Annotated in this window: 24 protein-coding genes and 1 tRNA gene; 21 read left to right on the forward strand and 4 right to left on the reverse strand. The window is 39.1% G+C overall.

Features of this window, described 5'->3' with window-relative positions; all coding sequences use genetic code 11:
• Positions 1-252: 252 nt before the first annotated feature.
• The 3 genes from IEY40_RS06550 to cydX are packed head-to-tail and all read left to right on the forward strand — an operon-like array spanning position 253 to position 3,092.
• A complete protein-coding gene (locus tag IEY40_RS06550; RefSeq protein ID WP_188954466.1) occupies positions 253-1,809 on the forward strand; it encodes a cytochrome ubiquinol oxidase subunit I in 1,557 nt (518 codons plus the stop codon).
• A gap of 15 nt (positions 1,810-1,824) precedes the next feature.
• Positions 1,825-2,964 (forward strand): cytochrome d ubiquinol oxidase subunit II, encoded by a 1,140-nt coding sequence (gene cydB / locus IEY40_RS06555; protein WP_188954468.1) that lies wholly within the window; start codon positions 1,825-1,827, stop codon positions 2,962-2,964.
• Between the two features lie 17 nt (positions 2,965-2,981).
• A complete protein-coding gene (gene cydX / locus IEY40_RS06560; protein ID WP_059747876.1) occupies positions 2,982-3,092 on the forward strand; it encodes a cytochrome bd-I oxidase subunit CydX in 111 nt (36 codons plus the stop codon).
• A gap of 93 nt (positions 3,093-3,185) precedes the next feature.
• Here the strand turns inward: cydX and IEY40_RS06565 are convergent, their stop codons facing one another.
• Together IEY40_RS06565 and IEY40_RS06570 are read right to left on the reverse strand one after the other, a co-directional pair.
• Entirely contained in the window at positions 3,186-6,257 is a 3,072-nt protein-coding gene (locus tag IEY40_RS06565; protein WP_188954470.1) for an efflux RND transporter permease subunit, read from the reverse strand.
• Entirely contained in the window at positions 6,254-7,375 is a 1,122-nt protein-coding gene (locus IEY40_RS06570) for an efflux RND transporter periplasmic adaptor subunit (RefSeq protein ID WP_188954472.1), read from the reverse strand. Before IEY40_RS06570 ends, IEY40_RS06565 begins: the two co-directional genes overlap by 4 nt.
• A gap of 229 nt (positions 7,376-7,604) precedes the next feature.
• On the opposite strand from IEY40_RS06570, the gene IEY40_RS06575 reads away from it, so the two are divergent.
• Positions 7,605-8,255, forward strand: coding sequence for a TetR/AcrR family transcriptional regulator (locus IEY40_RS06575; RefSeq protein WP_188954474.1), 651 nt, complete (start codon positions 7,605-7,607; stop codon positions 8,253-8,255).
• 101 nt (positions 8,256-8,356) lie between these two features.
• A complete protein-coding gene (locus IEY40_RS06580) occupies positions 8,357-9,283 on the forward strand; it encodes a TonB-dependent receptor (protein WP_188954476.1) in 927 nt (308 codons plus the stop codon).
• A gap of 141 nt (positions 9,284-9,424) precedes the next feature.
• Here the strand turns inward: IEY40_RS06580 and IEY40_RS06585 are convergent, their stop codons facing one another.
• Positions 9,425-9,874, reverse strand: a complete 450-nt coding sequence (locus IEY40_RS06585; RefSeq protein ID WP_188954477.1) for an LPP20 family lipoprotein — start codon at positions 9,872-9,874, stop codon at positions 9,425-9,427.
• Complete coding sequence (locus IEY40_RS06590) at positions 9,871-10,581, reverse strand: FlgO family outer membrane protein (RefSeq protein WP_188954479.1); 711 nt, start codon at positions 10,579-10,581, stop codon at positions 9,871-9,873. The genes IEY40_RS06585 and IEY40_RS06590 overlap by 4 nt, the downstream gene beginning before the upstream one ends.
• A 302-nt stretch (positions 10,582-10,883) precedes the next feature.
• Here IEY40_RS06590 and IEY40_RS06595 point away from each other — a divergent pair, with 302 nt between their 5' ends.
• The 16 genes from IEY40_RS06595 to IEY40_RS06670 all read left to right on the forward strand — a co-directional run bounded on the left by IEY40_RS06595 (position 10,884) and on the right by IEY40_RS06670 (position 25,912).
• A complete protein-coding gene (locus IEY40_RS06595) occupies positions 10,884-12,089 on the forward strand; it encodes a flagellar assembly protein FlgT (RefSeq protein WP_229777022.1) in 1,206 nt (401 codons plus the stop codon).
• A 158-nt stretch (positions 12,090-12,247) separates the two neighbouring features.
• Positions 12,248-12,323, forward strand: a tRNA-Arg gene (locus tag IEY40_RS06600).
• A 210-nt stretch (positions 12,324-12,533) separates the two neighbouring features.
• Positions 12,534-13,415: a hypothetical protein gene (locus IEY40_RS06605; protein WP_188954481.1), complete on the forward strand. Its 882-nt coding sequence runs from the start codon at positions 12,534-12,536 to the stop codon at positions 13,413-13,415.
• Between the two features lie 15 nt (positions 13,416-13,430).
• Positions 13,431-14,552, forward strand: coding sequence for a hypothetical protein (locus tag IEY40_RS06610; protein ID WP_188954483.1), 1,122 nt, complete (start codon positions 13,431-13,433; stop codon positions 14,550-14,552).
• Between the two features lie 152 nt (positions 14,553-14,704).
• Positions 14,705-14,890, forward strand: a complete 186-nt coding sequence (locus IEY40_RS06615) for a helix-turn-helix domain-containing protein (RefSeq protein WP_188954484.1) — start codon at positions 14,705-14,707, stop codon at positions 14,888-14,890.
• Positions 14,874-15,146 (forward strand): hypothetical protein, encoded by a 273-nt coding sequence (locus tag IEY40_RS06620; protein ID WP_188954486.1) that lies wholly within the window; start codon positions 14,874-14,876, stop codon positions 15,144-15,146. The genes IEY40_RS06615 and IEY40_RS06620 overlap by 17 nt, the downstream gene beginning before the upstream one ends.
• On the forward strand, positions 15,146-15,424 hold the full coding sequence (locus IEY40_RS06625; protein ID WP_188954488.1) for a hypothetical protein: 279 nt from the start codon (positions 15,146-15,148) through the stop codon (positions 15,422-15,424). The genes IEY40_RS06620 and IEY40_RS06625 overlap by 1 nt, the downstream gene beginning before the upstream one ends.
• Positions 15,417-17,306: a replication endonuclease gene (locus IEY40_RS06630; RefSeq protein ID WP_188954490.1), complete on the forward strand. Its 1,890-nt coding sequence runs from the start codon at positions 15,417-15,419 to the stop codon at positions 17,304-17,306. The genes IEY40_RS06625 and IEY40_RS06630 overlap by 8 nt, the downstream gene beginning before the upstream one ends.
• A gap of 119 nt (positions 17,307-17,425) precedes the next feature.
• Positions 17,426-17,911 carry a hypothetical protein gene (locus IEY40_RS06635; protein ID WP_188954492.1) on the forward strand — a complete coding sequence of 162 codons (486 nt, stop codon included), beginning with the start codon at positions 17,426-17,428 and terminating at the stop codon, positions 17,909-17,911.
• 525 nt (positions 17,912-18,436) lie between these two features.
• Positions 18,437-19,438, forward strand: a complete 1,002-nt coding sequence (locus IEY40_RS06640) for a reverse transcriptase domain-containing protein (RefSeq protein ID WP_188954494.1) — start codon at positions 18,437-18,439, stop codon at positions 19,436-19,438.
• 1 nt (position 19,439) lies between these two features.
• Positions 19,440-20,807, forward strand: a complete 1,368-nt coding sequence (locus tag IEY40_RS06645) for an OLD family protein (RefSeq protein WP_188954496.1) — start codon at positions 19,440-19,442, stop codon at positions 20,805-20,807.
• A 772-nt stretch (positions 20,808-21,579) separates the two neighbouring features.
• Positions 21,580-21,777, forward strand: a complete 198-nt coding sequence (locus IEY40_RS06650) for a hypothetical protein (protein WP_188954498.1) — start codon at positions 21,580-21,582, stop codon at positions 21,775-21,777.
• A 98-nt stretch (positions 21,778-21,875) separates the two neighbouring features.
• Entirely contained in the window at positions 21,876-22,772 is an 897-nt protein-coding gene (locus IEY40_RS20170) for an HNH endonuclease (RefSeq protein WP_229777023.1), read from the forward strand.
• 608 nt (positions 22,773-23,380) lie between these two features.
• Entirely contained in the window at positions 23,381-24,187 is an 807-nt protein-coding gene (locus tag IEY40_RS06660) for an alpha/beta fold hydrolase (protein ID WP_188954500.1), read from the forward strand.
• Positions 24,188-24,192: 5 nt separating this feature from the next.
• A complete protein-coding gene (locus IEY40_RS06665) occupies positions 24,193-25,107 on the forward strand; it encodes a GGDEF domain-containing protein (RefSeq protein ID WP_428848142.1) in 915 nt (304 codons plus the stop codon).
• A 325-nt stretch (positions 25,108-25,432) separates the two neighbouring features.
• The gene (locus IEY40_RS06670) at positions 25,433-25,912 is read left to right on the forward strand and encodes a DUF2947 domain-containing protein (protein WP_188954502.1); all 480 of its coding nucleotides are present in this window, start codon (positions 25,433-25,435) and stop codon (positions 25,910-25,912) included.
• Positions 25,913-25,985 lie beyond the last annotated feature (73 nt).

Consider the following 25,985-nt stretch of genomic DNA (forward strand, 5'->3'; position numbering starts at 1 on the left):
CCATGCAAAAATTCTAATGTTGGTCACAAAATTGAGTAAAAAATATGATCTACCTGCACTTTATGCCGTAAGATATATGGCGTTTAAGAAAGAATTTAAAAATGTAAGTTAATGGTTAATTGTCACTTTCAACGGCAAACGTGGCAGCTCCATTGTCTTAAAATTATCGTTTTCAGGTATAACATCACACAGTGGTAATTAGTCTATTGCCGTGTTGTATTTGGTCGTACTGAAAGAAGTAAGGAATTGCCAATGATTATTGAAGAGGTTGTTGAGCTTTCGCGTTATCAATTCGCGTTTACAGCTATGTACCACTTTTTATTTGTTCCACTCACCCTAGGTTTAGCATTTATTCTGGCAATTATGGAATCACTGTACGTGATGACAAATAATCAGATATATAAAGATATGACTAAATTTTGGGGTAAACTTTTCGGGATTAACTTTGCCTTAGGTGTTGCTACAGGCTTAGCCATGGAATTCCAGTTTGGTACTAACTGGTCTTACTATTCTCATTATGTAGGTGATATTTTCGGTGCGCCTCTGGCAATTGAAGCTTTGATGGCTTTCTTCCTTGAATCTACTTTAGTCGGTATGTTCTTTTTTGGTTGGGACCGTTTTAGTAAGCGTCAGCATCTTGCGGTGACCTGGTTAGTGGCCATTGGCTCTAATATGTCGGCATTATGGATTTTGATTGCTAACGGTTGGATGCAAAACCCTGTGGGTTCGGTGTTTAACTATGAAACTATGCGTATGGAAATGGTTGATTTTGCCGCTCTAGTTTTCAACCCTGTAGCGCAAGTTAAGTTTGTTCATACCGTTGCTTCTGGTTATGTTGCCGGTGCTATGTTCGTGCTTGCTATTAGCGCGTATTACATATTAAAAGGCCGTGACTTACCGTTTGCTCGTCGCTCATTTGCCATTGCTGCTAGCTTCGGTTTAGCGTCAATCTTATCGGTTATTGTGCTAGGTGATGAATCAGGCTACGAAGTTGGCGAAGTACAGCGCGTTAAATTAGCTGCAATTGAAGCTGAGTGGCACACAGAGCCAGCTCCAGCGGCCTTTACTGCTGTTGGTTTTCCTAACCAAGAAACCATGCATACAGATTACGCAGTTAAAATACCGTATTTAATGGGGATTATTGCCACACGTTCTTTAGATGAAGAAGTGACCGGCCTTAAAGATCTTATTAAAGAGCATGAAATACGTATTCGTAACGGCATGGTCGCATATGGACTGCTTGAAAAGTTACGTGCAGGTGATGAAACGCCAGAGATAAGAGCGCAATTTGAAGCCACTAAAGACGATTTAGGTTATGGTTTCTTGCTCAAGCGTTATACCGATAAAGTGGTTGATGCAACTGAAGAGCAAATTATTGCTGCATCGTATGACTCTATTCCAACCGTAGCGCCTATGTTTTGGACTTTCCGAATTATGGTTGGTGCCGGGGTGATTATGTTGTTTGTATTTGCCGCTGCATTTTGGCAAAGCACACGCCATAAAATCGCTGAGAAAAAATGGGTTCTGCGCGCAGCACTTTACAGCCTACCGCTACCTTGGGTTGCCATTGAGTGTGGTTGGTTTGTATCAGAGTTTGGTCGCCAGCCTTGGACCATCTCAGAAGTGTTACCTACCTTTATGTCAGCATCGAGTTTAACGCCGGCCGATTTATGGTTCAGTATTATTTCGATTACGGTTTTCTACACTATTCTGTTGGTGATAGAAGCTTATTTGATGTTTAAATTTGCACGTCTCGGCCCAAGCAGTTTAAAAACCGGTCGTTACCATTTTGAAAACCAAGATGCTTAGGCGGAGGACCTGATTATGTTTGATTATGAAGTATTAAGATTTATCTGGTGGGCATTACTTGGCGTAATATTAGTTGGTTTTGCAGTAGCTGATGGCTTTGACATGGGCGTAGGTGCACTATTACCGATTATTGGTAAAGATGACACTGAACGCCGTATTATGATCAATACCATTGCGCCCCACTGGGACGGCAACCAGGTATGGTTAATTACTGCTGGCGGTGCGCTATTTGCAGCTTGGCCAATGGTATATGCGGTATCGTTTTCGGGCTTTTACGTGGCGATGATGCTGGTGCTATTTGCATTATATTTACGCCCTGTAGGGTTTGATTACCGTTCTAAAATTGAAGACCCAAGATGGCGTAAGTCATGGGATTATGCATTGTTTGTCGGCGGTTTTGTTCCACCGTTAATTATTGGTGTGGCATTTGGTAACCTGCTTCAAGGTGTGCCATTTAACTTTGATGAATATTTGCGTGCAACCTATCATGGTGGATTTTTTGGATTATTGAATCCATTTGGCCTACTAGCTGGTTTAGTGTGTGTGTCGATGTTCATGATGCAAGGCGCATCTTGGTTACAAATGAAAACTGAAGGAGAACTTCGAGTTCGTAGCGTTAAAGCGACTCAGATTTGTGCCAGTTTGTTATTTGTGCTGTTTGGTGCCGCTGGCGTGTGGTTAATGAATGGTATTGATGGCTATGTTGTTACATCAACGCTTGACCTCGCAGGCCCGTCAAACCCAACCACTAAAACTGTTGCTGTTGAAGCAGGTGCTTGGTTAACAAACTACGATAAATATCCAGTGACAATGTTATTCCCTATTTTGGGCTTAGTGATGCCAGTATTGGTTATATTGGCTAGTCGTTTTAATCGCAGTGGTTTTGCCTTCTTGTTCAGCTCACTTGCTGTGGCTTGTGTGATATTTACTTGTGGTGCAGCAATGTTCCCATTTGTAATGCCATCGTCTTTAGAGCCTAATGTGAGCTTAACCATGTGGGATGCAACGGCCAGTAAAATGACTTTGACCGTAATGACTTATGTTGCTGCTGTTTTTGTACCCATTATTCTGTCTTATACTGCTTGGACTTATTACAAGATGTTCGGCCGTTTAAATCGTGAATTTATTGAAAATAATAAAACTTCACTTTACTAAATTAAGGAGCAACATCTATGTGGTATTTTGCGTGGATTTTAGGTGTGTTACTGGCGTGTTCATTCGGTATTATCAACGCTTTATGGCTTGAGAATACAGAGAATATGGACCGTCAAAGCGAAGATTAGTCTTCTGCTATTGACCCATAAAAAAACCGCTTTAGAGATAAAGCGGTTTTTTATTGGCTGTTATTCAGAATTTACGCTATTTACTCGAGACTGCTAACGCGAGACAGCTTGCCCTTGTCGAAAGGCTCTACGCGGTTTCATCAACAATAAATACATTACCGGAACCCATATTAGCGACAACATAGTAGCCAATAATGTGCCGCCGGCAATAGCGATTGCAAAGGGGGGCCAAAATCCGCCGCCTGCGATAATTAACGGTAAAAAACCACCTATAGTGGTAATGGTGGTTGAACCAATATGACGTCCACAACTGCTTACCGTATCGATTATTAGTGCCAAATTACCTTGTTTAGCATCGGGCACATCTTCTAGCTCTGCCAAAATAACAATAGCAGCATTAATGGCTAATCCCATTAACCCCAATAAACCGATAATAACGGTGAACCCAAATGGATAACCAAACACAAATACCGCTAATAATCCTAAGCCAGCAGATTGAAATGCGCTTAGTAGGATAATTGCCGTTAATCTAAATGAATTGAATGACAGTACAACAGTGGCTAACAGCAGGGTGAACACCAATACAATGTTAGACAATAAGTTGCCAACCGCTTCATTTCGCTTGGCGCTCTCGCCTCCAATTTCGACATGATAGCCCGCTGGAATAACCAACTTGGCAATTTCATCTTTGGCATCATTTAACACCTGGGCAGGCAATACACCGCTAGTAATGTAGGCTTCAACCGTGTTGACTCGCTCACCATTACGACGTGGAATCGCGCCACGACTGACATTCACTTCGTTATAAGATAATGCCGACAATGGAATGCCAGAACCGGAAGGTGATACTAAGTTTATTTCGGCTAAACGGGTGGCTTGTTCGCGACTGTTATCCCCTAATCTGACTCGAACAGGCAACGATTCTGTTTGCTCTAAAATACTGCCGCCAATAATTCCTGTGGTAGCCATTTGGATTTGGCTGGCAATGTCGCTTAAGCTCAAACCACTCATCAAGCTGGCGTCTTCATTTACCTGTAACCACACTTTAGGCGCACCAGAGCTTAAGGTAGCTCGCGTATGAATCACATCCGGCGTGGCATTTAAAATGCCTCTCACTTGTTCGCCCAAGACTTTTAATGTGTCTAAATTAGGGCCATAAATTCGTAACTCTACAGGGGCATTAAATGGCGGGCCCTGTTCAAGTTTACGCACCAATATTTGTGCTTGCGGGTATTCTTTATCAAGCTCTTTTTGTAACTGTAAAATCAATCGATTTGCAGCAACAAAGTCTGTTACTTTTATCATCGCTTGGGCGTAATTGGTTGCCCCTTGCTGGCGTTGGGTTAAGTTATAGTAAAACGACGGCGTGTTTCCGCCTACCACCCAGGTAGTCGCAAGGATGTCATCTATTTTTTGCAGTTTGGCATCGATGAGTTCCACCTGGGCTAGGGTGTGTTCAATACTGACATGCGGCGCGAGGTGAACCTCTAACTGAAACATATCCCTGTCTGATGGCGGGAAAAACTGCTCAGTCATTTTTCCAGCGGCAAAAAATCCGGCCACAGGCAAAATACCAATAACCACCGCTGTCACCAGTGGACGGTGCAAAGCAAAACGTAAGCTCGCGGTAAAGGCTTGGCTAATGCGCGGAAATGCCATGCCTTGTTGATACCAAGCCGTTGGTTTTTCACTGCGACTAAAACGCCCCGCAAGGCCGGCAATAATAGTGTGTGAGATAATATATGAGCCAAGTAAAGCGAACATAACAGAAATGGCAATCCCACCGACAAACTCACCGGCAGCGCCAGGCATTAACACGATTGGCGCAAAGGCCAGCATAGTTGTGACTGTTGAACCTGCTAACGGTAACCATAAATGATGTAAAGTCTTTGAGACGGCTTCGAGCTTACTCATGCCTTGCTGGCGACGCTGAGCAATAGCATCCACAATAACAATGGCGTTATCAACCATGATACCCAGTGCAACCACTAAGCCCGTGACCGACATTTGATGAATCGGTAACCCTGTATATTTCATGCACGTAAGTGTGAACAATGCCGTTAACGGCAGTGATATAGCCACAATAATGGCATTACGTAGCCCAAGCGTGAGCATTAACACCACAAGGATGATAATAAAACCCTGCAATAAGTTAATCACTAAATCGCCGAGTCTATCTTGGGTGTATCCTTGTTGATCGAACAGCCATTGCACTTCAATGTTGGCCGGTAAATTAACCGAAAAAGCATCAATGGTTTGGCTAACTTGTTGTTGCCATAAATCCACTCGATTATTGTTGAGCATGCGGGCAGAAACCAATATACCTTGTTGGCTATCGATAAGAGCAATGCTACTTGCTGGTGTTTTAGCTTGGCGAGTAATGGTCGCCACATCACCTAAGCGAATAATTTGGCCATATTCATCGACTTTTAAAGGCACCTTACGAATGCGATCTTGTGAGTCGAGTTCACCAGAAACTTCAACCAAGGCCCTAAATTGACTATTATTGATTTCTCCAGCAGAGATTTTACTGTCGGCGTTAGATAAAATTGCTGCGATACTAGCAGGCGTAAGATGAAGTTGACTGATTTTATTGCCATCAAGCTCAACGAGGATCTCTTCTTCTGGTGCGCCATAGAGTTTGGCAAAGTCTGTGCCATTCAACAGGCGTAATCGGCTTTGAAGCTCTTTAGCATAGCGATTAAGAATATCGGCTCGAACAGGTGAGTCATCTGCCCACACAACGCCTAAAATCGCGGTGCTGGCATAACCTAATTGATCATCTAACACGCCATTTTGTGCCGCTTCAGGTAATAAAAATTTACTGTCTGCGATTAAGTCTCGTGCCCTTGACCATACTGGATCGGTATCAATAACCGTATCTTTTAGTTCAAGTTGAATAACCGAAATACCGGGACGAGACGTTGACTGCACTAGCTTTAAATCTTCTAAGCGGCGCAATTGATTTTCAAGCACTTCGGTGACTAATGCTTCAACGCGCTCAGCAGAAGCGCCAGGGTATTGAGTGATTACCGAGGCAAATCGATTAGTGATGTGCGGATCTTCGGTGCGCGGCAAACTGGAAATCGCCCCCAGGCCAGCGACAATTAATAGCGCGATAAATAAACTGGTTAAGCGGCCATTTTCAAGAAACGCTTTAATCATAGCGCCTCCAAAGGTTGAGCTTTAACTAAAGTCACTTTTTGGCCTACGACAATTTTGTGTAGGCCGTCAGTCACAATTTGCTCATCGGCTTGAATGGCTCCTTTGATATAAGCCTGTTGTTCATTAGTGTAAATAATCTCAACATCTCTGCGCTCAATTTGGTAAAGCGGTGATTCATCCTTTACCACAACATACACATTCCATAATCCACGCACGCCATCGGTTAATGCCGACATTGGCACCCAGTAACCAGCAGTTAAACTGTCTTGTTGATACACGAGGTAAGCGATTTCACCGTTAATCACCCTAGCAGAGTCGGGTAATTGAATTCTGAGTTGTACCGTACGGCTAATGGTGTTTACTTCAGCGCTTATCCCAGCAATTGTGGCCGTAAAAGTTTGTTTGCCTACACGCACGTCGACAGCTTGTTGCGCAGATAATTGCTGCGCGATATCAATAGGCACGCCAATGTAAGCCACAGGTTGGCTGTTACCTACTAAATTAAACACCGCGCTGCCAAGTGCGATGACCTCGCCAAGATTGTGATAACGTTGGCTAATAACGCCATCAAACGGCGCAAGTAATGTTGACTTTTCAAGCTTTAACTTTGCAGCACTTAAGCTGGCTTCAATACGCTTTTGGTTGGCTTGCAGGCTTATCACCTGTTGCTGAGTTTCATCGAGTTGTTGCGCAGACACATAGTTTTGCGTTTTCAATTTTTCAGTACGCACCAATGTACTTTTGGCTAAATCAATATCAGCTTGAGTTTGTAGCAGGCTCGCCTCTAGCTGTTGTTTTTCTGCAACTAATAAGTCAGTGTCTAATTGAGCTAACACCTGACCTTTCTTGACCACATCACCACTGTCTACCACTATGGTATTGAGTTTGCCTGCTAACTCAAACCCTATGCCTGTGGTGTTTGCTGAGCGGATTGTACCTGTATAGGTTTGCATTTGTTGGTAACGGTCATTAAGCACTAATGCTTGCGTCAATACCGACTGATACTCAACAGTTTGCGAATGCTCTTTAACCTCAGAGCCACAGCCACTTAATACCATTATGCTTAAGCCTAATGCACAGTAGCGAAGATGTTGGGTGAATGACCTTACAGCAAACATAATTATTCCCTTAAAGCGATATGTGGATCGGCAATGACTCATCGTTAACAAAATGGCGCTACAGAAACCTGCACGACATACCGTAAGATGTAACTTAATTGTTAATTAGACTCAGTAGTCTAATTTTATAAAACTAGACTGTCCAGTCTATTTTTGGTTATGATGCATCAATCGTATTAACTGATACTGACTTTTAATTTTTGCGCCCGTTTCACCTTATGGAAAACACATGACTAGAGATACTTCAGCCACAAACAATGACGAACAAGTTAGCTTGAGCCGCAGTGAACAAAAGCGCAACCAAGTGCTTGAATCGGCAATGGAGTTGTTTTGCCATAAAGGTTTTCCGTTAACCAGTATGGATGAGGTTGCCAAACATGCGGGCGTATCAAAGCAGACGGTATATTCGCACTTTGGCTCTAAAGATGATTTGTTTGTCGCCGCAATAGATTCTAAGTGTGTAGTGCATCAGCTCACAGACGATGCTTTGATTGACGCAACCGATCCGCAGCGGGTGATATTACTATTTGCCAAACAGTTTGGTGAATTGATTGTCAGTAAAGACACCATGACAGTATTTAAAACCTGCGTCGCACAAGCCGAGACGCACCCAGAAGTCTCCAAACTGTTTTACGATGCAGGACCAAAGCATGTTTTGGGATTAATTCGTGAATATTTAACCAAGGTTAACCAACATGGTGAGTATTATTTCGATAACCCCCACGACAGTGCCGTAAGGTTATGTTTAATGCTGTTTGGTGAGTTAAAATTACGTCTTGAATTAGCATTAGAGACTGAACACTTGTTATTAAGCAGACAACAATATTTACAAGATACCGCTGAGATGTTTTTGCGGGCTCATAAAGTTGTAATAAAATAATGCATAAGATTTGAACTGAAGTGCCACTAAATCAGTATTGGTTCAGATAGTTTAAGCTAAGCAAGCCACTCACCATTTATTTCGAAAGGATGCACATCACTATGACGTCTTCTAACGCCTCCGACTTTTCGCACAATGCACTGAGCTTATCGGTTAAATCGTTATTATTAATTCCAGGGTTATTGCTTAGTCAACAGACCTTAGCAGCGCCAGATCGTTCTCCATTTTCACTCACTGTCGCACGTACATCAGCAGCCACTGCCGATGTCGGCACCGGTAATGCTAATCAATTGCAGCGCGATGCATGGAAAACCAGTTTTTCAGCCACCATGCCTTTAAATCGTCAATGGTCATTAGGTGCTAATGTCGGTTATGACAATCTTGATTACGATTGGCGTATTAACCAAGCCACGCCATTGCGCTCTAATGAGCAAGACTGGGCGACAGTTCATCAATACAGTGCTGGGTTATCACTAACATATCGTCTAGATAATCACTGGATGTTTTTAGTGGCCCCGCAATTAAAATATGCTTATGCCGATACTGCCTCGTCATCTAACGCCCAAAGCTATGGTGTTGTTGCATCCAGTATGTACCGTTTTGACTCAGGTAATATGTTGGGTTTTGGTGTTGCCTATTTAAATGATATTTCCGAAGTACGCACCGTACCGTATTTAGCGGTACGTTGGCAGATTAATGACAAGTTAGTGCTAGCTAACCCATTCCAGGCTGGTTTTAGCGGTCCAGCAGGCTTAGAACTGAGTTATCAATATCGCCCCGATATTGATTTTGGTATGGGTAGCTCAAAACGTACAGAGCGCTTTTTGATAGCAGATGACGACCAAACTATTGAGATCGACGAATGGGTCGGTTTTATCCGCGCAGGTTGGAAAGCGACCGATAATGTGAGTGTAAACGCATACGCCGGTTACTACTTTGGCGGTGAGATGGAACTTAGCGAACCTGATGTCACCGAAGACATTGAAGATCAAGCTGCATTTGGGCTAGTGTTTAAACTAACGTTTTAAAATAGCTTAATAAGTAAGTGTTTCACTCAGCTTGTAACTCAGCTTGTAGTACAGTTTGTAACACAGCTTTTAGCTCAGTTTTTAACATAAACAAAAATGCCGCTGACATCAGCGGCATTTTTATTTAATCATTCTTTAACGTTAAAAGTAAGTCACTTCTTTAACACGTTTAGGGCGATTTTGTTGTTCGTACAATTGCCATACTTGCTTAAAGTCTAACGCAAGCTCAGTGACATAAAACTCACCAGAAGGGTAGGTCTTAACCACTTTAGCACCGCGGATAATTCCACTGACACTGGATTTAACATTGTCGTCAGTTAATAACCATTCACTGACATCACTGTTAGCTGCAATCTTTTGACCATAAACCTGTTCCGCTAACTCACGGTAAGCCGCAATTTTAGATGCTTGCATTGCCATTAAAATACGGTGCGATGCTTCTGGACTAGGTTGAGTCGCCAACGGAGCATAACCTATAGCTGTTAATGTAGGGAATGAGGTTGGTGCTTCAGTTTCCCATTGCACGTATTTATCTTTGCTTACGCAACCACTTAGTAGCACTAACATCATAACTAACATCAGCGACTTCATAGTTTTTCTCCTAATACGGTATAACGGCTATCGCCTTTTTTCTCATGGCGATACAACAAGCCATTACGAGATTCGATTAATTCAGACTCTTGTAAGTAACCAGATAAACTCGACGCGGCAACAAAAGATTGCACCGCCGAAAGTACGCGGTTGTTGGTGACGTTTACAACGCGACCATTAAACACAATGCCCTCTGGAGTCATAGTCATTGTCGACACTAAAACATGTGACACAGGTAAGCCTGATGGTAATAATTGCCAATCACGACTTAACATAAATTCGCCTTGTTCCGTTGCACGTAAGCTCGTGGCGACATTCATATCCACTAAATTAAACTCGTGTGCATGAAACGCTGTTAACAAACCTTGTTGTAATTGCAAGGCCAGCTCGTTGGTCGCATTTAAATTATTAGCTAAAACAGGTGTGGTGATTAATAGCGGTTGATCAGGGCGCAACGCATCGTTTTGTAAAACCAATTCATTAACCAGTTTTTCAGCCCATACATTAATCTGGCCTTTAGGTGCTAAGCCAGCATCTTGAATGTCGTACGCTAATTGATGATGAGAAACGTTATTCTCATCTTTAACTTTGACGTATTTACCATCATTATTAAACGCTAAATTATTTGCCGGGTTAGGCGTTTGGCTGCACGCTGCGATAGACAACAACGTAAGTACAGCAACTGGGATTATAAGCCTGTTAATCATGATGATTCCTTTAAAAATGTCGCCGACGCTATCTGTTGCATTAATGGCACTTAATCGAAGCGTGCAAGATTGACGCTTAAGCCATTATTACTGCGACATAGCCGCCAATGAACTCTAAATCTGTATCGGCTAATAGCGTAAAAGCTTTACTAGATTTAATCTTTAAAGGCTTAAATGCCTCAAAATATGTTAGTGGCGCGATTTTTGCTTAATTTATACTTATTAGACACTTTCGCGTTAGTCGTATTATTTTATGAGCCTTAGCAGGCAAAACTGACGATTTTTTGACATTAGGACATCGTATGCCGACGCAAACAAACCTTATTAAACAAGCAACCAGCCATAAAACATTCGCGCTTGCACTGATGTTACTGTTGAGCTTATTTCAGGTTAACACGGCATTTGCTGAACAGGTCGAGGTCACCGGCAGGGCTAAAATTGTCAATGGCGATATCGATAAAGCCCGCGAAGATGCCATCAGCCAAGCATTAAATTATGCGAGTTTAAAAGCGGGCGTTAACTTTTCCAGTGAGCAATCAATCGACCAAGGGCGATTAACCCAAGACACTTTTCAAATGCAGCGTATGGGCTCAGCGAATAATGTTGAACTGATGAGCGAAATGATCAGCCAAAATACCATCACAGTGGTTTTGCAATTAGAGCTCACCGAACCAGAACCCAATGCACAATGCAAAAGCCAAGCCTTAAAAGCTGCGATTATGTTGCCGCAATCTTATCTTCAAGAGCGTGAGCAGCTTCGATACGGACAACTGGCCAATTTTGAACAACAGATAACCGAAAAACTAGGCAAAATAATTAATGCTCAGTCTCGTTATAGCTTTGCTCGTGTCCACGCCAATGAAAAGATTGATAACACTAATCAACTGGTTAATTTCAGAGGTTACCGCATTCCGACATGGTTAGGTGAAATCACCGAAAGTCAGTATGTGCTTCAACCCGATATTATTGATATTTCAACCGAACCTGCCGAAAGTGGTTTTTTAGGGTTAAGTGAAGATTATCCATTAAGACAATTTATGATAAAACTCACTCTTTATCATGGGATTAGTGGTGAAGTGGTCTGGACCGAAACCTTTGCCACATCTGCCCCATGGGAATTTGAAAAACAAGAGGTAGTGTCACCCGCTAACCAACGCTTTTGGCGCTCATCTTACGGCCAGTCCATTATTGAGATCTTTCAACAAAGCATTCTGACATTAGATAACCAATTAAACTGCAGGCCATTATTAGGTCAAATTGTTGCTAGGCAAGGGGATAGGGTTATCATCAATTTAGGCCGAAAAAATGGTGTAAAGATGGGCGATAAGTTTCAGATAGTATTGCAAAAAAATATTCCAGATCGCTTAAACACCATGCGTCCCATCGCCAGCAAAAGCCGCGCGAGTGTGGTTATCGAACAAGTAAGCGAAGACAGCGCCACCGCAATATTTGACGGAATCGATGCTGCAGACAACATTCAAGTGAATGATATCGCGATTAAAAACTAATCATCAATAATATCTAAGTGAGTTTGGCTGCCCATTAACGTCGTTTTAAGCTTAATATGAAGTAAATATTATCCGCATACGTCATTAACTCGGCTAAGATTTAAGCAATTAAATTTAAAGGCTTTAAATCAATTTTAAACTCAGTATAATCACAGGGTCTCTCTATAGCTCAACAGGATAGAGCAGCCGCCTCCTAAGCGGCCGATCGGGGTTCGAGTCCCTGTGGGGAGACCATATAGCCTCTTTTTGTTTTGTTTATCAACAACTTACTAAAATCGTTAAAAGTTGTGCCGCCTATGTGCCGCCTCTGGAAACCACTTTTTTGGAATTTTTTTTTAAGCATTCTTCAAAACTCCGCTTTTTAATAGTTTGAACTCAATCATGGACATTTAAACGTATTTCCAATAGTTTTCTATTAAAGTTGAAACATGGAAGTATTGTGTAATGAACCTCAAGAAAGAGTCTAACCTACAAACTAAACCTCAAAAATCAGAAGTCGATAATCAGCTAGATGAACTTCTATCAGCAATGCCAGAAGTATTGAAAACGCAGTTGGTTAACATGTTGGATTCCCCTGAATATGCTAATCAAAATCAGAAAGCCGATTTTTTAGCCAGCTTGCAGTCATTCGACATGCTCATTCAAAAAGATTCAGCCGTTAGACCTTTGCTTCCAGAAGGCACTAATGAAGAGTCTTTAGCCAAAGCGCTTTCGAAAGTTGATGATAGTCAGTCAATACTAGAAACTGAACAGCTTGAAGGCGCAGATATTTTTAATTCCTTATTTGAATCGCTTGCAGCAGATCCTCTTGACGATATTCAAGAGATCAGACGGTTTGCGAATGCTGCCAACTTACATGAAGCGTTTGGTGAAGAAGAAGGTAATGAAGCTCTCACATTCCTAAATGCAATCCCACAAGACAGTACAGAGCTTATTCATGGTGCCATAGCTTGCCAGATGGCTGGTATGCCAAAGCAAGCCAATTTGTTGTTTCAAATATTTGCTAAACGTCAATTTATCGATGCTAATGATGGGTATCAGTCGCTTAAAACAGATATAACAAAATTCAAAGGTTATACAGAAACCTTATCGAAAGCGGGCAAGTTAGGCAGAGATAAACGTTACGGTAAAAAAGATAAAGTAGAAGCTTTTGCAATCCAGCTTTATAATCAGAAAAATTATGCTAACCCGCACCAAGCTGCGCAAGCTATTGCTGAAAATGTGTTAAGTTTTGCTCAGAGTATCAATTATTCTTTTACTTCTCCCTATCAAGCAATCAGGACAATCAATTCTTGGCTAAGTAAGCATATTAAATCAACTTCATAAAAATGGATTTTTACAGTGGTTAATAAACAGATATCTCAAGCTCAACTGCTATTTCCAAAATCGCAGTATCCCCTTTTAAGTACCTACATTGACCTTTTTGTGAAATATATAACTCAACACGATATTTGTGTTTTAGAATCTGACCTTGAAATTATTTCTATTGCGTTGGGGAAAACGACACGTCAGCTTTTCAGGGCTGTTAATTCAAAAGAAAGCGTTCCAGATAAGCTTGAAAGTTTAATTTGTGATGGCCTTAAACTTAAAGTCGAAACAAAAAGAAGGCTTACAACAAGCCAAACTGAGTTATCAAAAGAAGCCAATAAAGATGTTGTCGATGTTGTTATTTCTCATTACCAATCCAAACTCGATGAAATTGAAGCACTAAAACGGCAGGGGATTCTTGAACGAAAAGCTAAAGTTTTATCTGAAGCTAAAGCAAAAGCTGAAATGTTACAGAATCAACTTAGAGAAGAAGCAGAAGCATTCAAAGCAAGCCGTGTTGATTTTGAAGATTTTGAACTTTATGGCATCCAAAAAAACTCTCGTGTAGATAAACTTTTGACCCAACTTCGTAAAAAGACAATTACCCTTGAAGAGTTCAAATGGCTAGATACTGTTGGTTTTTCAACTGAACTTGTCGTACAGAAATATCACCTTCATTTAGCCCATCAGCATTTTCAAAACTGGAAACAGAAAAGCTTACCTTGGGAGCTGGTTAATGCTAGTGCCGCCTATCGTAAAGCTGAAGTGCTGACTAAAATAAAAAAAGCTTTAGATGAATCATATCCATTTAACCTCCCTAAGAATGAAAAGAAATTAAAATCAGCTTTATTAACCACATACGGTGGCGTTTGTAGAGACTTAAAGGATTATGTGAATTCAATTAAATTTGGTTTAGAAGCACATAAAGTGACACCGTTAAATTTTAGGCCATGTACTTTGCTAGGCGCTGTTTACCTTTCAACGGGTGAATTTGACTTAGGCCATGAGTGGTATGACAAAGCAAAAGAACGAGGGTTTAGCCAAGACGCTTACGACAATGATATTAAATCTGTTTATTTCAGGGCGAGTGATGAAATGAAAAACAGATTAAAGCAAAACCTAATAGCTACTGGTCACAAATATAAATGGTTATAAATCTATACCGTCACACCCTGTGACGGTACTTTTACACCCCCAATAATACCGTCACACCCTGTGACAGTACTTTTACACCCCGTGGTGTGAATACTTCAAAAACTTCCGATCATATTCTTCACTTCGACATACACAATATAATCGGAGTTAATATGAATACACTACTCACCCCTGCGGAAGTGGCGAGATACTTAGGCGTTACAACAGGTACGCTTTCAGTGTGGCGTTGTACTGGCCGCTATCCTCTACGTTTTATCAAAGTTGGTCGTCGTGTGATGTACCGCCAAAGCGATGTTGAAAACTTCGTTAACGGGAGGGTATATGAACACACTGTATAGCTTTTTATCGGGAATCATTATTTGCTCGTTATTAAATATGACTAGCATTCTTAAAAGTACTGTTGATGAAATTAATGAACTTCGAGAATATAACGAAAACATTATTCTACTACGGCAATATGAAGCCAATGAATCGAGTCTGTACCCGTTAACGGAACATGAACCTGTTAATGAGTCTGAAGATTATAATAGCAATGTTTATGAAGTCAGCTCGTTACATAACGTAAAAGAACATAATGTTAAAGGAGGCAAATAATGGCCGCCTTCACTAATGAACAAGTCACATTCATTGAATGGTTATCGCAAGATAACCACATTGAAGTGTGTATTGAGATTTGTCCCGACCTAAGCAAAATGGTCGGTTATGACTCATATTCAGGTCATTTCCAAAAACGCACTTTGTTCAAATTAAAACTACAAGGCTTCTTAGCCGAGAGTACCCATTACATTGCGGGCGTAAAGTGGCAACGTTGCTCACTAAATCATCGTGGGCAAGAATGGCTAAAGCAACATGGAGGGCAGTCTAATGACTAGACTCGAAATGGATAATGCTCGCTTTGTGGCTAAAAGACTTCATGGCATTCCTCAAATCTATAAGACTGTACTAAAGCAGCGTTATGATCGCTTTTCACACCATAGTGAAGCTAATTTAGATTTGATACAAACAACGAAAGCTATTTCAAAAATACTGGGGCACAGCAGTATTCGAATGACTAGCGTTAATATTAAATCTCCAAATTTTAAGCAAAAGTCTAAACACCACGCTCGCCAATGCGCCAATATGGTTATTAGGCATCACTCTAATGGTTTAAAACATACCTATTTTGCAATTTCACGCTATATAAATTGCCATCAAATTAAGCCGTGCCCATTAACGGATACTATTTTAAATCACCTCGAAAATGACTGTTTGACCGATGAAGAATATTCAAAAGTCATGGGGGTGATTAAGCGTGGATGTGATCCGCTATGGTGGAAGCCAAAACTTAGACGGCTCCATAACAGGCAAGTTGAAACTATTTCGCGGCTCCTAAACCAAATTAGTCGTCATCGTAGTATTTATGCCAGTGACATTACCGTTGAGAGCATTAAGAACCAATGGCTGAACAGTCGTGAACAGCTTGAGAATACCTTAGCTACTAATGAGCTTGACTACAGTGTAAGCCTTGCTGAATTATCAGACCTTAATGTGTCTAATCCTAAAATCCGTAAAGCTGAATTGATGGTTCGCATTCGTGGTTTTGAAGATTACGCCACAAAGCATGGCTATTCAGCTGTATTTTTGACAATGACTACACCCTCTAAATATCACCGTTGCTTTGCCAAATCGGGTGCTGAAAACCCTAAGTGGCAAGGGGCTATACCTTTAGATGGTCAAGATTACCTAAACCGAACTTTTCAGCGTATACGCGCATCGCTTAACCGTGACAAGATCACTCCATTTGGTTTTAGAGTGGCAGAGCCTCACCATGACGGCACACCTCACTGGCATTTATTGTTATTTGTTGAAGCTGAGCAGCAACAACAATTAGTCGAAACCTTTCAAGAATATTGCCTACAAGAAGAGGGTGACGAACAAGGTGCAAAAGAACGCCGTTTTAAGGTTGAATACATCGATCCTAATAAAGGTTCTGCAACGGGATATATTGCCAAGTATGTAGCCAAAGGAATTGATGGTGAAGGGATTGATCATGACCTTTACGGAACGGAATCAGTAACCGCTGCAACACGTATTCGTGTTTGGGCTTCGTGTTGGGGTATTCGTCAATTTCAGCAAATTGGAGGGGTAGGGGTAACACCTTGGCGCGAATTAAGACGGTTAAGTAAAATAACTGATGAAAGCCTAGAGTGGGTGGAAGAAATTAGACAAGCCGCTGATGACTCCGATTGGGGTCATTACACTGAGCTCATGGGCGGAGTTTTTTGTAAGCGTGATGATCAGTTAATTAGACCTTTATACGAACATAAAAAACAAAAGCCTTTAAATCATACTTTTGATGACAATTGCCGCAATGCCTATGAAGACTCTAGGGATGCAGTGGCTCAACCTACTTTGAGTTCAATCGGTGTGCCAATACCAATTTCGGAAAATGCTAAGTGTCATCAGGGATTGAACACTAATGGCATTTCTGGAAATCCAGGAAAATTCCAAGATGCCAATGCGGAAATTAATGCGGGAATAGATTCTGATAGAAGCGAAGTATTACCTAAGCAATCCTGTAATTCAGTTCATGATAATGCTGAATCTAGTACCTATAAACTTAATCGATATGGTGACGAGCTTATCGTGCAGTTAAAAGGCATTGTGGCTTTAGGCTTTGAGATCGTCACTAGAGTACATGAGTGGACGTTAAGCTATTCACAAACTAATGGTAAAATTGAGCTTAATCGCTCTAACTTGGAGTTCTGTCAATAACTGTACGTAATCCGAAATTAATAGTTAAATGAGGTCGTAATAAAAATGTTCAACTAAGATAGAAAAAGGAGTATTGTTAGTGCGTTATAGAATATTCAACATTTACTTAAGGAAGAGTAATGGATCCATTTTCACAATTGTTTGCAGCCTACCTGCACACGGTAAGCAATAGTATTACTGAAGTGTATGTTGATTCAATGAACACCACGGTTACCTCGCAAAGCTTAGTATACAACGACACTAATATTCGATTTCAGCATCAGCTATGGAAGATAAAACCTAATAGTGTTTGCGCAAACCTTGAGCAACAAGCAACTCAATTCTCTAAATGTACTCAACAAGCTAAGGCTATGTTCACTGAACTTTGTTCTCAGCTATCCAGCATGGAAAATCTGAATCAGAGAGGGCGAAGCTTGTCCAACATGTACTGCAATGCATCTTTGAATTACAAACCTATGGTTGCTTATATCAGTGAACCAATGCAAAAGACCGAACAAGAATTGAAAGAAAAAGAATGTAATTTAATGATTTTAAAGGCAATGCAGGATAATAGTGATGAGGTTATAAAACTAAAAGAGCAAATCTGCCAAAACATCTATCTTTAAGAGCGATAATATTAAAGAAAAATTAGAATTAACCTTATTATCTCTCTTGTTCTAGTGCTTAAACTTTCATGATTGATCTTTATCATTAATGTTGTTATGATCTGTTTATACCTAGCGACTAGGAGTATCTCCAGTCATCACGCAAGGTCACTACCTGCTGTTATTAATGTTACGACCACATGGCAAGTGATTGTTATGTGGTCAAGTAACCTCACTCTCAGCACTCTCAGCACTCTCAGCACTCTCAGCACTCTCAGCACTCTCAGCACTCTCAGCACTCTCAGCACTCTCAGCACTCTCAGCACTCTCAGCACTCTCAGCACTCTCAGCACTCTCAGCACTCTCAGCACTCTACAGTGTAAGACTCACAACAGACTTTGTAATATAATCGGCTAAAAAATAATACTAATTCATACTATACTAGTCCAGTAACTAATTAATCAATATGGTATTTATGGCTGGTTAAGTTTTGACTCTATTAGTATAATGATAAAATTAGTAATTTTTGATACGGAGTCATATCAGTTGGAGTTATCAAAGGAAAGAAGAAGCTTAGAAGAGGTATTCATTTCTACTTTTCATGAGAAAGTGAACTTTGACGACTTTGTTAATTTTTCAATTAACAAAGAATATAAAACTTTTGAAGTAAATCGTAGAAAGATTTATGCCCCATCAAAAAAACTCAAGCAGTTTCAAAGATTTATTAACAGCAGCATCCTTGAGTATGCGGACTATAATCGAGATGTTGTATATTCATATCGTAAAGGTGTTTCGATTCGTGATGCAGTAGAGAAGCATGCATCTAGTAACTTTTTTTACCAAACAGATATTAGTGATTTTTTTGGAAGTATTACGGGTGACGATATAATGAAAGTCATCAATACTAGCCTTTTAAATGTACCCGTGTCAGATGTATTAGAATATAAACAGCTTCTTTTCGAGCTTATGGTTGTGGATAATAATTTGCCTGCAGGTTTTGCTACATCTCCACTACTTAGTAATATAACCTTAGTTGACTTTGATAATGCACTAAAAAAATATTGTGATAGAAGTAATATAATATATACAAGATATTCGGACGATTTAATTATTTCATCTGTCAATGAGGGTTTTGTTGATAATATTAATGAAGTAATCAAAAGTTTTCTTCATGAGCACATGGGTGAAAGATTTAACTTAAATTATAATAAAACTAAAGTAAGAAGAAAAGGGCAGAAAGTAAAAATATTAGGCTTCACCATTTTACCAAATGGTATAATTACTATCTCAAAATCTTATAAAGAAGAGGTTGAGTCACTTTTATATTTTTACCTCAATGATACTGATAAATTTTCTGATTATGTAAAAAATAAAATCAATCCACGCGATAATCAAATAGGTGATCGTACATTTGAAGAGTTTGGTATCAGTTCATTATCTGGAAAACTTATTGCTATAAGTTCAATGGATAGCTTATATATCTCAAAGTTAAGAAAGAAATATGGTAATACTATTATTGAGATGTTTTTACGTAAAACGGTGAATTAAATTGAATTTCAAAGTGCGTATCGAAAATGTTCAGCATATAAAAGCAATGGAATTCAAGGTAGACCTTTCGTCTAATAAAATAATATGTCTTACTGGAAAGAATAGCGTAGGAAAAACAACTCTAACTCGTGCCATTAGAAATTTATCTATAAATAATACTTTTCAAGAAACTGCTGCACCATATATTTTTAATAATACTAGCTCAGTCAAGTATTATATTGATGATATCTATATAAAATTTGTATACAATTCAAAACTGAAAACTATAGATACACGTCAAGAAATCAATGACTTGATCAGAAAGCTTGCAGTTGTTGAGCTCCCAATTCCTTATGGCGACCGTTTTAATCATTTTAGGAAATTATCTGATATTGATAGTGAGATTCGAAGTGAAATAGCTTTAGGGCATTATACTATACCCACAGAACTAATTCGTTTTCTAAATCAAGTTTATCAAAACGATCGCTTCTTAAATTTGAAGCAATTAGTCGTAAAGGGCGATGTGTACTACTTTATCCTAAAAGATGAGACTGAACGGTTTTACATTAGAGAGGATTATCTTAGCTCCGGTGAATATTTTGTAATAAGCTTGTTTAAACATATACAAAAAAGAAATAAATTCATTGTAATTGATGAAATAGATATTTCACTTGACGCTAGTGCTCAGGTTAATTTAATAAAATGTTTACGTCAGTTTTGTTCTGAGTATGCTGTAAATATAATTTTCACTACGCATTCTTTAGCTGTTATGAAAACTTTGTGCGATGATGAGTTATATTACATGGCATCTAATGATGAAGCTGTTGTTACTATAAAAAATACGTCTTATAATTTTGTAAAAAGTATTATGTATGGTTTTAATGGGTATGATAGATATATTTTAACTGAAGATAAGTGCTTAGTTGATTTTATGAATTATCTTCTCAGAGAAAATGATAAAACTACTTTCTTTAAATATCAGATAATCCCAATTGCTGGAGGGACTCAGGTTATTGATTTGATGAGGAAAAATTCAGAGACGCCTTTTCTTGTTGAAAATGAAAATCATATCATATCAGTACTAGATGGTGATCAATTGAACGAAAAGTACCATCAAGACCTAAGTAATGTCTTTTTCTTACCATTTTCTAGTGTAGAAAAAGAAGTTTATCAAGGATATCTAGATAATGATCCAAAATTACCTCGTGTAGTTAGAGTTGATGGCGGAAACTTTTCAAAGAAAGCTAAAAATTATTATCATCAAATAATATGTATATATAATAGTAAGCAATTAATGACAGAGTATCAGGTTTATAATTATTTATGTTCTAAATTTCCTTCGGAAACATCCGACTTAAAAGATATCTTAGTCAGATTTTTAAATGGTTAGATTTTAATTAATTTTACATCAAGTTAGAATCTTTTGTAAGAGTTCCTGTTTCTCATCAAGTGGGAGTATTTTAATTTCACTCACCAACCTATCTACTTTCGACTCATGTTGAAAAGTCCCTAGCAAATGAGCTGTAGTGATCCCTAGCTCCTGCCTAACATTCTCAATATCTAAATGCTTGCGATAATACTAATATCGCTATGACCTAGCAGCTTACTGGTGGTTTGAATGTTACCGCCTCGCATGACGCTCCAACAGGCTATAATTCGCCTTAAATCAGCTCTCGCTTTTTATCTCACTGCGCAAGCCTGCTCGGTGATGAGCCACCGTGCCTGACTTTTTGATAATGTAACTCCTGCGGCTAAGTAGGAAAGAAAGACAGTTTTAAGCTTCGATTGACTTATTCGCTCAGATATTTATGAGTCTTCACCCTTTCTGATACTCTAGGTCATACCATGCGAAAAAATAGGCTTAATTTCAAGCTAATACATTATTAAGTTGGACTTGTTGAAGTCATAATATACTGCTAGATTCGTAAGCAGAACATTATATTACAAGGATACGTAATGAAAAAATATTTATAATTTTGGTTGGAGTCGCTTTCTCTAGTATTGCTCAATCTGAAGCCGATCCTAATTTCTTATGTACGAATAAAAGGTTGTTTGATGCTGGTCAGAGTGTAAAACCAAGCGAGAATATAGAGGTATATGCAAGCTGTAAAAAAAATGACCTTATTTTAGTCAATACTCGATTATTAGGTGTTTTATGCGATATGAAACAACCAATTATTCAGCTTGATGCAACAGAGTTTACCAAACAAAATGCATATTGTTACTATCGCGGCAGCCCCAGAGAAGTCAGAAGTGACCAAGAAGATCAGATCGGTGCCAAGGAACTAGAACGTAAACGTGTAGAAGCTGATCGTTCACGGAAAGAACTTGCCGACATATTGAGCTCTAATAAAGGGTAAATTTTAATATGTGGATTCTAAAAATAAGTAAAACTTACTCTTAATCGTTATCAAATTAGTAAGTAACTTATAAACAATCAGCATAAGGATTATGTTTTATGAGTAGCAGAACACCATTCGACTACCCTGATGACTATCTTAAAATCTGGAGAGTATCTGGTAAAAATGCAGCTAAAATTATTCAAAATGAATTCTTTAAGGATGTAAAGCCTGCTTCAGTAAGTGCCAGATTTCAAAAAACAACTAAAACTTTTTGGTTATTAATTCAATCACCATCACCTAATATTCGATTGATATCCCTAAAGTTTAGGCCACCAATTCCATATTCTCAACTTTCAATTAGAGTATGGTTTTATGAACGTAATGAGAAGCTTGTTAATGATGTAATCAATTGCAAACAAACGTCAATTGATGACCATTTAGTCAGTTGCTACAAAGCTGCACATAACAATTATGAAAAATCAATAAAAGAAATTCCCATAGTTGGAATTGAGTATGTTTTTGATAATATTAGTCCGCTATTTGATGGAAATAAAATTGAAAATACATTGTTAAAGTTCATGAGAGGAGCTTTACTTCATATTGATTCTGTTAAGAACGGAACAGTTAATTATCAAGTATTCAATGACTTCCCTGATGAAATATCAGCAAATTATTTAATACAGAATAAACATAGTTTTTTCGAAGGAACAATAACTGAGATAAAAGTTAATAAATATGAACGAAGTATTAATGCTCGCAATGCATGTATTAATCATTACAAAGCTATTTGCAGCGTTTGTTATTTTGATTTTTATAAGACATATGGAGATATTGGTAAGAATTTTATACATGTACACCATAAGGTTGAACTCGCAAAAATAAATAAAGAATATCAGGTAGATCCCATAAACGATTTAATCCCTGTTTGTCCCAATTGCCACGCAATGCTTCATAGAACCAAACCAGCAATGACTACCGAACAACTGAAAAAGATCTTAAGTTTATCTAGTTAAGTGAATTATCAGCTCTCGTTTTTCTTCCTCTGAGAGCTGTTCAATCTCCCTCATTACCTTATCAACCTTCGACTCATGCTGAAAAGTACCTAATAAATGAGCAGTAGTGATCCCTAACTCTTGTCTAACATGCTCAATATCTAAATGAGCATAGGTGCTTGCTGTGATACTGGCTCTTGTTTAAATCCCTAGGGCTATGGCCTAGCAGTTTACTGGTGGTTTGAATGTTACCGCCTCGCATGACGCTCCAGCTGGCGATGGTTCGCCTTAAATCGTGAATGGTGACAACTCTTTTGAAAGTGCAGGCCTTTTTCAGTGCCACTAAGCTCTGCGCGTTCTGTGATGCGATGCCAAATCACTCAACCCAAAACTTTCAATACTTCAAGGTGGGTGTATAGCGACTGGTTTTTATTGTATTTTAAAGCGCTATTTACATTGCTGATAACGTGAACTGACTGACTTTTATCAGCGGAAAATATCGGCGATGCAGAACATGAAATGGATAATTTTGAATGGCTTGCTTAACTTAGCTGTGGCTAAATTAGATTGACCATGGCAAAGTCAGCAGGCGCTCATTATTGGTGACCTGATAAAAAGGACGACAAAGTATGCTAAATGCAGATGATGTATTGATTAGAAATAATGTTAAGTTAATCGGTAAGGGCAGTAAAACGCTGTTTCTTGCTCATGGTTTTGGATGTGACCAAAACATGTGGCGCTTTTTAATCCCTGAACTGGCAAAGCATTTCAAAATTGTATTATTTGATTATGTTGGTTCGGGTGCTTCTGATATTTCTCAATACAGCAAAAAACGCTATAGCAAACTTGAAGGATATGCTGAAGATATTATTGAAATTTGTGAAGCGTTAAAGCTCACTGATGCTATTTTTGTTGGTCATTCGGTCAGTAGTATTATTGGTGCAATAGCTGCAATTGAGAAACCGACGTTGTTTTCGAACTTGATCATGGTTTGCCCATCACCGTGTTTTTTAAATTTTCCTCCAGAATACCTCGGTGGCTTTGAAAAAGAAGATCTTGAAGAATTATTGAACCTAATGGATAAAAACTATATTGGCTGGGCTAATTATTTAGCACCATTAGTCATGGGAACCAATAACTCTGATGATCTGATTGGCGAGTTATCTGGCAGTTTTTGTTCTACTGATCCTGTTATTGCCAAAAACTTTGCTGAAGCGACTTTTTTATCTGATTATCGTTATCTTTTGAAAGAGATTAAGCAACCGTCATTAATTTTACAAAGTGAAAATGATGCGCTGGCATCAACCTCAATTGGTGAGTTTATTGCCAGTGAAATAACCCATAGCCAGCTTAAAGTTATTGCAGCCGATGGCCACTGCCTGCATATGACACATCCTGATGCTATTATTAAATCGATAATAGAATATGCGAATTAACTACCTTGAAAACACTTAAGTTGGAGGGGGATACCTCGATTGGTTTCTCTCCGGATAGTTTCCCGTGTGGGGTATTAGTGACTGACCCCTCAAGAATGATTACCTATGTAAATTCATATTTTACCAGTGAGCTAATGTGGCCGCCCGGCGATCTTATAGGTAAAAGTGCTGATGTTATATTTACTCAATCTTCTCGAATATTTTTTCAAAGTTATTTAATTCCAACACTGTTACATGAAAAGATTTGCGAAGAGATGCAGCTGATTATATTCAATGCTTTAGGAGTGCGTATTCCGATAACGGTGAACGCACGTTTAAGTGAGGATGGCTGTATATATTGGAGTTTTTTCAATGCATCTAAACGAGACCAGCTCTATGAAGAATTAATCAAAACAAGAGAAACATTAGAGGATCAGGCCGAGAAGTTGATGTTGCTGGCGTCTACAGACGAGTTAACCGGTTTACTCAATCGAAGGGAAATGAAATATCGAAGCACTTTAGCCCTTGAACAAGCTGCAAGGTCTAAGCAATCGGTAGGTTTGTTAGTACTCGATATTGACCATTTTAAAAAAATTAATGACACCTTTGGCCATTTAGAAGGTGACCGAGTGCTGAAGGAGCTAGGCGGGTTATTGAAGGGATTTTGCCGTCAAACAGATTTTGTCTCTCGATTTGGCGGAGAAGAGTTTTTGATCATGTTACCGGATACGAACAAAAGTGATACTGAATTATTTTGCCAGCGGCTGCACAAGTTAATTGCTCAAATTAAACTGGGTGATAGTGGATTAACAGTCAGTATAGGGGTGAGTATTAGCGCAAAAGATATATCATTTACAAGTTTATTTACTCAGGCTGATAATGCTATGTATCAAGCTAAAACACTTGGCAGAAATAGAACCGAATTGTATTTGAATGCTTAAGTCTAGGCACTGAGGATTAAGCAAGACAGAGGTCATTGTTATACAATGTGAGGCTGTAATAGCAAATGTTTCATATTTCAAACATAGAAATGGTTATTAACTTAATTTGCTCTAACTTTAATTGGTACAGATTTAGATTGCAAAACGTTCACGCGATTGCTCTGCTCTAGAACTTTAACTAATTTTATTGACTATTTTTAGCACTTAAATAGCGATCCTAAGCAGTTATTTTGCTACGGAGTAATATTAGTTCCATTCATTTGTTACCGCTTTACTGGTTTAACGCTATAATTGCACCTCATTTTTTGTTGCCAGGAGCAATTGTTTGTCACACTCATATATTCCGTTTGAACTTTATAAGCGTAAGTGGATTTTTAACCATAAAGATTTGCCTGTGTCAGATGATGACAAGGCGTTGATTAAGCCATTGGCTGATAAAAGTGCCATGGAAGTATGGAATAAGTGGATAAGCAATAAAAGCAGCCGAGCAGAGCTATTTGAGAAAGGCGATTGGCCAGCAAAGCAAGATGCCTGGAGTGCAACTGAACATTGGCAGTCGGCGTGGGATTCTCATGATAATGCACTGCCTGAAGCCATTTTAGAACACATTCAATGGCCCGATGATACTGTGATTTATTTTTGTTATGAAAAATATCAAGTGTTAGAAACTCGTTGGGATGTGTTTGTGCGCAACTGGAAATGCTTTTTGTTTTTTGATGATGGTCCAATTTTAATGGCGCCAAAACATAAACAAGCGTTGATGTTTGAGCAAAACGGCCAATATAAATTAGGTGTTAGAGGTTAACGTTAACCACTAAATTGAGTATAAATTAGTTTTTAAACCATGTGTTTGATTTTGCTGCGTCAGCGTAATGCCG

The sequence above is a fragment of the Shewanella ulleungensis genome (assembly GCF_014648315.1).
Lineage (GTDB): Bacteria > Pseudomonadota > Gammaproteobacteria > Enterobacterales > Shewanellaceae > Shewanella > Shewanella ulleungensis.

What these genes read in the sequence shown, in the direction of transcription:
- IEY40_RS06550 (WP_188954466.1), top strand. Translation starts at nt 253, where the DNA reads ATGATTATTGAAGAGGTTGTTGAGCTTTCGCGTTATCAATTCGCGTTT.
- cydB (WP_188954468.1), top strand. Translation starts at nt 1,825, where the DNA reads ATGTTTGATTATGAAGTATTAAGATTTATCTGGTGGGCATTACTTGGC.
- cydX (WP_059747876.1), top strand. Translation starts at nt 2,982, where the DNA reads ATGTGGTATTTTGCGTGGATTTTAGGTGTGTTACTGGCGTGTTCATTC.
- IEY40_RS06565 (WP_188954470.1), bottom strand. Translation starts at nt 6,257, where the DNA reads ATGATTAAAGCGTTTCTTGAAAATGGCCGCTTAACCAGTTTATTTATC.
- IEY40_RS06570 (WP_188954472.1), bottom strand. Translation starts at nt 7,375, where the DNA reads ATGTTTGCTGTAAGGTCATTCACCCAACATCTTCGCTACTGTGCATTA.
- IEY40_RS06575 (WP_188954474.1), top strand. Translation starts at nt 7,605, where the DNA reads ATGACTAGAGATACTTCAGCCACAAACAATGACGAACAAGTTAGCTTG.
- IEY40_RS06580 (WP_188954476.1), top strand. Translation starts at nt 8,357, where the DNA reads ATGACGTCTTCTAACGCCTCCGACTTTTCGCACAATGCACTGAGCTTA.
- IEY40_RS06585 (WP_188954477.1), bottom strand. Translation starts at nt 9,874, where the DNA reads ATGAAGTCGCTGATGTTAGTTATGATGTTAGTGCTACTAAGTGGTTGC.
- IEY40_RS06590 (WP_188954479.1), bottom strand. Translation starts at nt 10,581, where the DNA reads ATGATTAACAGGCTTATAATCCCAGTTGCTGTACTTACGTTGTTGTCT.
- IEY40_RS06595 (WP_229777022.1), top strand. Translation starts at nt 10,884, where the DNA reads ATGCCGACGCAAACAAACCTTATTAAACAAGCAACCAGCCATAAAACA.
- IEY40_RS06605 (WP_188954481.1), top strand. Translation starts at nt 12,534, where the DNA reads ATGAACCTCAAGAAAGAGTCTAACCTACAAACTAAACCTCAAAAATCA.
- IEY40_RS06615 (WP_188954484.1), top strand. Translation starts at nt 14,705, where the DNA reads ATGAATACACTACTCACCCCTGCGGAAGTGGCGAGATACTTAGGCGTT.
- IEY40_RS06620 (WP_188954486.1), top strand. Translation starts at nt 14,874, where the DNA reads ATGAACACACTGTATAGCTTTTTATCGGGAATCATTATTTGCTCGTTA.
- IEY40_RS06625 (WP_188954488.1), top strand. Translation starts at nt 15,146, where the DNA reads ATGGCCGCCTTCACTAATGAACAAGTCACATTCATTGAATGGTTATCG.
- IEY40_RS06630 (WP_188954490.1), top strand. Translation starts at nt 15,417, where the DNA reads ATGACTAGACTCGAAATGGATAATGCTCGCTTTGTGGCTAAAAGACTT.
- IEY40_RS06635 (WP_188954492.1), top strand. Translation starts at nt 17,426, where the DNA reads ATGGATCCATTTTCACAATTGTTTGCAGCCTACCTGCACACGGTAAGC.
- IEY40_RS06650 (WP_188954498.1), top strand. Translation starts at nt 21,580, where the DNA reads ATGAAACAACCAATTATTCAGCTTGATGCAACAGAGTTTACCAAACAA.
- IEY40_RS20170 (WP_229777023.1), top strand. Translation starts at nt 21,876, where the DNA reads ATGAGTAGCAGAACACCATTCGACTACCCTGATGACTATCTTAAAATC.
- IEY40_RS06660 (WP_188954500.1), top strand. Translation starts at nt 23,381, where the DNA reads ATGCTAAATGCAGATGATGTATTGATTAGAAATAATGTTAAGTTAATC.